This window comes from Psychrobacter pasteurii (assembly GCF_900162815.1).
GTDB lineage: Bacteria > Pseudomonadota > Gammaproteobacteria > Pseudomonadales > Moraxellaceae > Psychrobacter > Psychrobacter pasteurii.
Genome location: NZ_FUGD01000036.1, coordinates 1 through 9,011 on the forward strand (window position 1 = coordinate 1; position 9,011 = coordinate 9,011).

Sequence of the window (9,011 nt, forward strand, 5' to 3'; positions counted from 1 at the left end):
TGATATCTCAACGAGCCTCGTTTCCAGAGTTACTGACAACATCATAGATGACATCACAGCATGGCAGAACCGGCCATTAAGTAGCTTATATCCTATCGTCTATTTAGACTGCATTGTCGTTAAAGTACGTCAAGATAAGCAAATCATGAATAAAGCCATCTATCTGGCTTTAGGCGTCAACCTTGAAGGCAAAAAAGAGCTACTGGGTATGTGGTTATCGGAAAATGAAGGCGCTAAGTTCTGGCTAGGCGTTCTCACTGAACTACAAAACCGTGGGGTACAAGATATTCTTATTGCCTGTGTAGATGGCTTAAAAGGCTTTAGTGAGGCAATTAATACGGTATATCCAAACACGCAGGTTCAGCTATGTATTGTGCATATGGTACGTTACTCTATGAAGTTTGTACCATGGAAAGATAGGAGAAAAGTAGCTGCTGATTTAAAGGCGGTTTATGGCGCTGATACGCTTGAGCTGGCAGAGGCTAACCTTGAGCAGTTTAATGAGGTCTGGGGCGATAAATACCCGCATGTAGTTACCTCTTGGCACAATAATTGGGAGGGCTTAACGGTGTTCTTTGATTACCCGAAAGACATCAGAAAAGCCATTTATACGACCAATGCTATTGAATCATTAAATAGCGTGATTCGTACCGCTGTGATAAGCGTAAGGTATTCCCATCTGATCAAGCGGCGTTTAAGGTTGTTTATCTAGCAACTCAGCAGGCGTCTAAAAAGTGGTCGATGCCCATCCGTAACTGGACGTCTGCTCTTAATCGCTTTATGATTATGTTCGATGAGCGTGTTAGTAAGCATTTAATCTAAATTGCAGTTACACAGAATTCGGGATGGGCTCAATAAAGAGGGTTATCTCTTACCAATTGGTGGAGGTAAATATGGTGTTATTCCAGGTGCGGACTATCCTGATGTTACGTTGTACCTGCAAGCCTGTCATAACTATACTGGCGATATTGATGAAGCCGGTGCTAGGTATGGTTATAACGTAAAAGATTAGTTAGCCTAAAAATAAACAACACCCCATTACTGCAAAAGAGGAAACTGAGAAAGATTGGCATAAATGACGGTAGCGATAAGCACACTTAGGACACTAAACCACACAAAATAAACCCGAGAACTTGACCAAGTAACCTCCCAGTTAATCTTATCTTTTGCAGTGAGCCACTCCATCACGCTAATGGCTACCGTCAGCCATAAGGTTCCGACTAGGTAGCCGCCCATCACATCACTTAAATAGTGCTCGTTTAACACAATCCGGCTTAGACCAATCAAAATACATAAAAAAACAGTCAGTGCTACAACGCGTATTTGAGTAATAAACTGCTTGCCAAAACGAACCGCTAGATAAGCAATAAAACCATATAACGCAATTGAAATCGTCGCATGACCGCTAGGAAATGAGTAGGTTTGCTCAAGCAATAGAATGTCTAACGGTCTGTCTCGTTGAAACAACAATTTACTTAAGTAAGTAAATGCGGTACTGCCAATCGTAGCGATGAGCAGACCCACAATTAAGTAACGTTGAGCGATCATCCAACATAATATTGAGGTTAATAGTATGACTAAGGCAGTGGTCGGTGTAGAGCCTAAACTGGTAATTAAAATAAAAAAGTCGATGACCACAGAATCACTCAGTACACTCATCTGCTGCGAGACAAAGTGATCTATCGCCACGATAGAGTCTGAGGTGACCACATCTTCGACCAGTCCGATAAATAGCGATAATATATAGCCCATCACCAAAACCAGGGCAGTTAGTGGTAACCCATAAAAATGCTCAATATTCAGTCGCTGCCAGAAGAAGTGATATAGCTTAGGGTGACTCACTTTAAATTTAGCCAGCCGCTGTTTTATCTCAAACTTTGTTGCTAACGCTCTACCGTACTCAAACAGACGTGCCTGCAGTTTATCCCCATAAGCAATGGCGGAGTGCTGCAATGTCCATAAAAACACCATGACGAATACAATCAAGCTTATTAACAAAGTCAGCTGCTGATTGTCTTGAATTAAGGTGAGCATGAGTAATAGGTTGCCTTTTTAGGTGTTTCTTTAGGTGTCTTTTTAGGGGCTTGTCGCTTATGTTTCCACTTTAATTGGCTATCGCTTAATAGGACTCAATCTAAAATAAGTAGGTTTAGGATAACTTAGGTAGAGGTAGTTTAACGCTGATTTTAATCCAATTATCTTCCACTAAAGCTGCGACGGTGCCTCTATGTGCTTTTACAATCGATTTAACTATAGATAATCCAAGCCCCGTTCCCGAATACGAAGTGCCTTCTGCCTTGCTGTCTTGATCATTAGCCCGCCGATAAAAGCGCTCAAACAGCCGACTGGCCTCTTTTTGAGTCATCGGCTGTGCGGTTTGGTTTTCTATGACAATATTAAGCTGTGTTTGATCCGTCACGCCTGCAGATATTTTGATTGTGCTGTCGTTTTTTGAATAATAAATGGCATTTGAAATTAAATTAGAAAACAGGCGCTGAAGCAGGCCCTTATCGCCTTTTATAACCGCAAACTCCCCCGACTTAACCAAATGAATACCTCTATCATCAGCCAGTAACTCATAATACTCTATGAGCTGAGTCATCAAGCTGTCCATATCCACATCTTTTAGCTGCTCCTGACTAAGACCTTTTTGAGTTTTTGCCAGAAGCAACATGTTATTAGTTACCTCTGACAAGTGCTCGAGTGTTTCGTGTTGGTGATGCAGCTGTTCTATATATTCACTAATCTGCCTAGGCTTACTTAACATGACCTGAGTTTGAGTGCTTAACGTGGCAATTGGGGTACGTAGCTCATGAGCAATATTGTCAGAATACCGAGACAGTGACTCAAAGTTATCCTCAAGCTTACTCATCATAATATTATAAGACTCAGCAAGCGGACGCAGCTCGCTTGGCATATCCGCGACTGTAATCCGCTCACCAAGCTGCTCTGAGTTAATGGTTTTCATTTTTTGGATAAAAGTGGTTAATGGAGAGAACCCCCAGTAGACACTAAAGGCGGCGATAAACAGCAGCAGCAAAGTCATGGCCACTAAGATAACTTTGAGCTGTAAAGAGAATTGGTGCAAATAAAGATGATGCACATCAATCGGGAGTGCCAGCAAATAAATCTGGTTATTGCTTGTGATAATAACACTTCGATAAGGTCGATTATCTAGCTGTAATTCAAACTGCTTATCTCCATGCTCACTCATCAAATCAAGGATATTGATTGAATCTTTGCCATAACTTTCTAAATTAAAAGCGCGAAAATCACTTTGATTATCCCTAGCATTTTGATTGCCAACAGCAATTTGACTATAACTAGCAATAGCTTGCCCATCTGATGTAAACCCAAATACTTGAACCCCATAACCTAATCCCTTTTTATTATTGTAATTACGGTTAAGGGATTCCGAACTGTGCTCTATGCCGTAGGTGGATTTACGTAGATTAAAAGCAGCGTGGGTTAACATCTCAGAATCCATCACTTCAAAGTGATCAGTTACTGAGCGCTTAATCCAAAAGTACACTGTAATCTGCGACAGCACCACAAATATGGTGAGTAATATGAGGGTACGCCAAAGTAAAGAGAGTCGAATATTCATAGTGCTAAGGCTTTTTAATTGATACTTTTATAATGGATACTTTTATAATATTAAGGGCTACTGATGCTTAAGCCCGCTTTCATCTTCAAGCTTATAACCCATACCTCGCACCGTGTGAATGAGTTTTGGCTCAAAATCTTCATCAATTTTTACTCTCAAACGTCGTATGGCCACATCAATGACATTGGTATCACTGTCAAAATTCATATCCCATACCTGTGAGGCAATAACCGAACGTGGTAACACCTCACCCTTACGCTCTAACATAAACTGCAATAAGGCAAACTCTTTTGAGGTCAGCTGAATGGCAGTATTGCCTCTATGCACAGTGCGTTTGGCAAGATCTAGTGTTAAGTCGGCTATTTTAAGTTGAGTGCTTAAATACTCTGATTGATTGGCCCGTCGTAGCAAGTTTTTAAGACGCACCACCAACTCTGCAAAGGCAAAAGGCTTGGTCAGATAATCATCACCACCAATCTCAATGCCTTTAATACGGTCTTCTAAATCATCTTTGGCGGTTAAAAATAGAACTGGGGTTGTTTGACCACTTTGGCGATAGTTTTTCACAATCTCAAAGCCGCTTATATCCGGTAGCATGACATCCATTATCACAACGTTATAATCTTCTGACATTAGCGCATGATAGCCATCTAGACCATTAACTTTGTGATCTACTAAAAACCCTGATTCGGTCAGACCTTTTTGAATGTATTCTCCGAGTTTTACCTCATCTTCTACCAACAAAACCTTCATTCACACCTCAAAATTGCTACTGAGTAATTATTATATTTAATGGGCTATTAGCTTTTGACTTCACCTGAGACCATACTAGATTAATATCGCCAGCTTGAACATCCCTAGTCTCAAGATGACAAATTTGTAATGTTTACGTCATGTTCATGTCATTTGCTAGGCGGTAATATGGGTATAAACCCCTCTCTTTATCTAATATTAGAGTCAGTGCATACAATTAGAGCCCATAACCAGATAAAACGGTAATTTAAGTATAAAGGTGCCCCTATGAAATCAAACCACTTTTTAAAAACTTTATCCTCTAAATCTTCTGCTTATTGTATCTCACTGCATAAGCTTAGCAGTCCAATGACTAAAGGCTCCGCTCTTTTGGCTTTGGCCACCACTTTATCGGCTTGCGGCTCACCCAATCAAAGCCAAACCGCAGCGCTTGACTCTGCTACGGATTCAACCGCACAAGTTTCGCAGTCTTCAGGTACACAAGCGAATGCACCGCTTAATCAAACCCAGATAAATCAGCCTGCCTCTACTCTTCTACAAGGGGTTTCAGCCACAGTTTATAAAGACGCCAACTGCGGCTGCTGTACCGAGTGGATCAGCTATGCTGATAAAGCAGGACTGCAGTCTACTTATCAGCATCCACAAACCCTCTCTGCTGTGAAAGACAGATACGAGGTGCCTGAACAAATGCGCTCATGTCACACTACCGTAACTAGTGATGGCTTTGTCTTTGAGGGACATATTCCTGCTAAATTTATGGCACAGTTCCTAGAGAATCCGCCAAATGATGCAATCGGTCTGGCTGTACCCAGTATGCCTGTGGGTAGCCCAGGTATGGAATATGACGATAAATTCATGCCATATAAAGTTTTTCAATTAAATAAAGACGGCTCATATGACGTGTACGCTAGTGTAGATACACCTCAGCAGCAGTTATAACCCGTTTATTATTAAAATTAAGAGGTAGTCTCATGAACCATGACCATTCAAATAAAAATCATACTGTAAATAAGGCAAAAGCTGAGGGTATGGATAACAGTTCAGCTTCTGCCACACCAGCTTCTAATAAATACGATTTAGTCCCCGAAAACTACGAGGGGGTTGTTTATATCTGCCCAATGCACCCTGAGGTCAGAGACATTACCGAGAGTCGCTGTCCACTCTGTGATATGTTTTTGAAACCTCAAGAGGAAGTTGTAAACTCTGAACACTCTCATCATCACTGCCATCACCAGCACGATGAAAGTCATCCTGCCAGCACCACCCCTGACCCTAAGCAGATAAAAAACAGCCCCTATAATAAGATACCTGATGGCTATGAAGGGACTGTTTATACCTGCCCGATGCACCCTGAAGTTCGTGATATTAAAAACAGTGGTTGTCCAATATGTGGCATGGCACTTGAGCCTGAAACTATCACGCTAGAGGAAGAAGATACCACTGAACTTGATGACATGACCCGCCGCTTTTGGATATGTACGGTGCTGACTATCCCGCTATTTATCATCGCCATGGGTGACATGCTCGGTCTTGATATAAATGGCCTGATGAACCGTTATGGCATCTCAACTCAGTGGCTAAATATTATCCAGCTTATACTGGCAACCCCCGTGGTACTTTGGGGAGCCAAACCCTTCTTCGTCAGAGGTTGGCAGTCCCTTAAGACCATGAACCTTAATATGTTCACCTTGATTGCGATTGGTACGGGCGCTGCCTATCTATTTAGTATTGTGGCGACCTTCTTCCCTGATATCTTCCCGCCAAGCTTTAAGGATCACTCAGGTCAGGTGGGCGTCTATTTTGAAGCCGCTGCGGTGATTACCACCTTGGTACTGTTAGGACAAGTATTAGAACTAAGAGCTCGAAGTCAGACTTCAGGTGCCATTCGTGCCCTGCTTGAGCTTGCTCCACCCACAGCCAGACGTGTCGATGAAGACGGACAAGAAATTGAGGTGTCACTTGAAGAGGTTAATACCGGAGACATTCTACGTATCAGACCTGGTGAAAAAGTGCCCGTTGATGGCCTAGTCATTGAAGGCGAAAGCCGCGTAGACGAATCCATGGTCACGGGTGAGCCTATGCCAGTAGCCAAAAAGAATGATGACAGCGTCACAGGCGGTACCGTTAATGGCACAGGGTCGCTGTTAATTAAAGCGGTGAACGTTGGCGACAATACGGTCTTATCAAAAATCGTAAAAATGGTCAGTGAGGCTCAGCGCAGCCAAGCTCCCATTCAAAAGCAGGTCGATAAGGTGTCTAGCTGGTTTGTGCCGACAGTCATTATCACCGCCGTTATCACCTTTATTGTGTGGGCGATATTTGGCCCAGACCCTGCCCTAGCATATGCTCTTGTCAATGCGATAGCGGTGCTTATCATTGCCTGCCCTTGTGCTTTAGGCCTAGCCACCCCCATGTCTATTATGGTCGGAACTGGCAAGGGCGCTCAAAACGGAGTGTTGATTAAAAACGCTGAAGTATTAGAGCGCATGGAGAAGGTAGATACCATCGTTATTGATAAAACAGGCACCTTAACCGAAGGCAAACCTAAGCTAACTTCTATTGACGTAAGCTCAGGCTGGCAACCAAACGAAGTACTTGCCTTAGTCGCTGCCGTTGAGCAATCCAGTGAGCACCCTCTGGCTGAGGCCATTGTGGAAGCGGCCAAAGAGCGTAACCTTACTCTATCTGCTGTCAGCAACTTTGAGTCTGTTACCGGTGAAGGGGTAAAAGCGGTTGTCAATAATAAGCTGGTCGCCATTGGTAATGACAAGCTAATGAAGGGGCTAAATAGCTACGATCCTCAGCTGTCTGAGCAAGCCCATAAGCGACGCAGTGAGGGTGAAACGGTTATGTTTGTGGCCATCGATAATACGCCTGCCGGCCTTATTTCTGTCTCAGATCCGATTAAAGCCAGTACCAAAGAAGCCATTGATCGACTGCACAATGAAAACCTAAAAGTTATCATGCTTACCGGAGACAATGCGGTTACCGCCCAAGCAGTCGCTAGCCAGCTAAACATCGATGAGGTACAAGCAGACGTCTCACCAGAAGACAAGAACCGCATCGTAAAAGAGCTTCAACAGCAAGGACGTATCGTGGCCATGGCCGGTGACGGCATTAATGATGCGCCCGCCCTCGCCCAAGCCACGGTAGGTATTGCGATGGGTACAGGTACTGATGTGGCCATTGAAAGTGCTGGCATCACCTTGGTCAAAGGCGACTTAATGGGTATTACCAAAGCACATAAACTGAGCCAAGCTACTATGAAAAACATCAGACAAAACTTGTTTTTCGCTTTTGTTTATAACGCTTTAGGTATCCCTGTGGCAGCAGGCCTGCTCTACCCATTCTTTGGGCTATTGCTAAGTCCGATGATTGCCGCTGCAGCCATGAGTCTATCCTCTGTGTCAGTGATTTTTAACTCACTTAGATTACGCGGTTTAAAGTTATAAAAAAGCAGCCACTAAACCTCTACGCCAAAGAAACGGCCAATAAGTGAAGTTGCAATCATAGCCAGCGTGCCCCAAACCACTACTCGGGTCACTGCTGGCACGACTGGCGCACCCCCCAAGCGTGCTGAAGCAATGCCCAATAGCACCAGACCTGCTATGGTCAATCCCATTAAGGCATATACTAAATTAAAGGAAGGGAAAATAAATAAGCCTAAAATAGGAACCACCCCACCAATTATAAAGGCGATAGCAGAAGCTATGGCTGCTTCAAAAGGCTTAGCTTGAGCAATTTCTGTAACCCCAATCTCATCTCTAGCATGCGCACCCAAAGCATCTTTTTCAGTTAAAGCCACAGCCACTTGGTGAGCAAGATCGCTATCAAGCCCACGGCTTTCATAAATCCGAGTCAATTCTAGAAGCTCACGCTCAGGGTTATTATCTAGCTCATATTGCTCTTTGGCTAAATCGGCCGCTTCAGTATCTGCTTGAGAAGATACTGAGATATACTCCCCTGCCGCCATCGAAAACGCACCGGCGGTTAATGCGGCCAAACCGGTAAGCAACAGAGTTTGGCTACTTTGGTTGGCAGCCGCTACCCCGACCAAAAGACTTGCGGTAGATATAAGACCGTCGTTGGCACCTAACACAGCCGCTCGAAGCCAGTTATTACGTTCACTTAAGTGCTTTTCTTCATGTATCGACCTTGGCATGTCGCCTCCTGAATTTACGCTACATTAGCGCTCAACTTATCCATTTTTTATATTTTATTATCATAGAGTTAAGTTTCATTATAGCAGTGTAAAAAATAATAGCGTTACGCTCTAAGAACTTGTCAGTTTAAAAATTCTTTGCTAATCTTAAGGCAATGACAAAGAGGTAGCTTTTTTAGTCATTAGCTGTTAGCACCTTTTACTTAAAAGTTCTCTGCACACGACAAAAAATCATCCCCACCCGATTTTCATAGGTTTAGGGGTTAAAAAGCTAACTAACTGTCGAAATACAGTCTTATCATTGTTAAAGAACACCAAGCGAAGGCCCTCAATCAACACATCCAGGCCAAGCGCAAACAAACTGGCTTGAGGTCGAGCGTTTGACTTCAACTTGCGTTTTAACGGCTTATCTTTGTCTTTATAAATACCGACATGATAAGCCCAACAAAATGCTAAGGCGTTCACTGCGACTAATTTACTGACCCGATC

General features: G+C 43.3%; 7 protein-coding genes and 2 pseudogenes. 4 read left to right on the forward strand and 5 right to left on the reverse strand.

Translation table 11 applies throughout. The features are described 5' to 3' along the window. Both A1232T_RS01060 and A1232T_RS01065 read left to right on the forward strand, forming a co-directional pair. Window positions 1-822, forward strand: a pseudogene (locus A1232T_RS01060) (IS256 family transposase); the annotation flags it as partial. 1 nt (window position 823) lies between these two features. Continuing rightward, window positions 824-1,012 (forward strand): hypothetical protein, encoded by a 189-nt coding sequence (locus A1232T_RS01065; protein ID WP_077447633.1) that lies wholly within the window; start codon window positions 824-826, stop codon window positions 1,010-1,012. Window positions 1,013-1,038: 26 nt separating this feature from the next. Here the strand turns inward: A1232T_RS01065 and A1232T_RS01070 are convergent, their stop codons facing one another. From A1232T_RS01070 to A1232T_RS01080, 3 genes are all read right to left on the reverse strand, one after another. After that, window positions 1,039-2,034 carry a phosphatase PAP2 family protein gene (locus tag A1232T_RS01070; RefSeq protein WP_077447634.1) on the reverse strand — a complete coding sequence of 332 codons (996 nt, stop codon included), beginning with the start codon at window positions 2,032-2,034 and terminating at the stop codon, window positions 1,039-1,041. 115 nt (window positions 2,035-2,149) lie between these two features. Continuing rightward, on the reverse strand, window positions 2,150-3,607 hold the full coding sequence (locus tag A1232T_RS01075; RefSeq protein ID WP_077447635.1) for a heavy metal sensor histidine kinase: 1,458 nt from the start codon (window positions 3,605-3,607) through the stop codon (window positions 2,150-2,152). A 57-nt stretch (window positions 3,608-3,664) separates the two neighbouring features. Beyond that, window positions 3,665-4,360 carry a heavy metal response regulator transcription factor gene (locus A1232T_RS01080; RefSeq protein ID WP_077447636.1) on the reverse strand — a complete coding sequence of 232 codons (696 nt, stop codon included), beginning with the start codon at window positions 4,358-4,360 and terminating at the stop codon, window positions 3,665-3,667. Window positions 4,361-4,708: 348 nt separating this feature from the next. Between A1232T_RS01080 and A1232T_RS01085 the strand changes: the two genes are divergently transcribed. Then, window positions 4,709-5,299: a DUF411 domain-containing protein gene (locus tag A1232T_RS01085; RefSeq protein ID WP_077447640.1), complete on the forward strand. Its 591-nt coding sequence runs from the start codon at window positions 4,709-4,711 to the stop codon at window positions 5,297-5,299. A gap of 89 nt (window positions 5,300-5,388) precedes the next feature. After that, the gene (locus A1232T_RS01090) at window positions 5,389-7,812 is read left to right on the forward strand and encodes a copper-transporting P-type ATPase (protein ID WP_095532707.1); all 2,424 of its coding nucleotides are present in this window, start codon (window positions 5,389-5,391) and stop codon (window positions 7,810-7,812) included. Between the two features lie 11 nt (window positions 7,813-7,823). Here A1232T_RS01090 and A1232T_RS01095 read toward each other — a convergent pair whose 3' ends face one another. After that, window positions 7,824-8,522, reverse strand: a complete 699-nt coding sequence (locus tag A1232T_RS01095) for a VIT1/CCC1 transporter family protein (RefSeq protein ID WP_077447638.1) — start codon at window positions 8,520-8,522, stop codon at window positions 7,824-7,826. 231 nt (window positions 8,523-8,753) lie between these two features. After that, a pseudogene (locus tag A1232T_RS14055) lies at window positions 8,754-9,011 on the reverse strand (hypothetical protein); the annotation flags it as partial.

What these genes read in the sequence shown, in the direction of transcription:
- A1232T_RS01070 (WP_077447634.1), bottom strand. Translation starts at nt 2,034, where the DNA reads ATGCTCACCTTAATTCAAGACAATCAGCAGCTGACTTTGTTAATAAGC.
- A1232T_RS01080 (WP_077447636.1), bottom strand. Translation starts at nt 4,360, where the DNA reads ATGAAGGTTTTGTTGGTAGAAGATGAGGTAAAACTCGGAGAATACATT.
- A1232T_RS01095 (WP_077447638.1), bottom strand. Translation starts at nt 8,522, where the DNA reads ATGCCAAGGTCGATACATGAAGAAAAGCACTTAAGTGAACGTAATAAC.
- A1232T_RS01090 (WP_095532707.1), top strand. Translation starts at nt 5,389, where the DNA reads ATGGATAACAGTTCAGCTTCTGCCACACCAGCTTCTAATAAATACGAT.
- A1232T_RS01085 (WP_077447640.1), top strand. Translation starts at nt 4,709, where the DNA reads ATGACTAAAGGCTCCGCTCTTTTGGCTTTGGCCACCACTTTATCGGCT.
- A1232T_RS01075 (WP_077447635.1), bottom strand. Translation starts at nt 3,607, where the DNA reads ATGAATATTCGACTCTCTTTACTTTGGCGTACCCTCATATTACTCACC.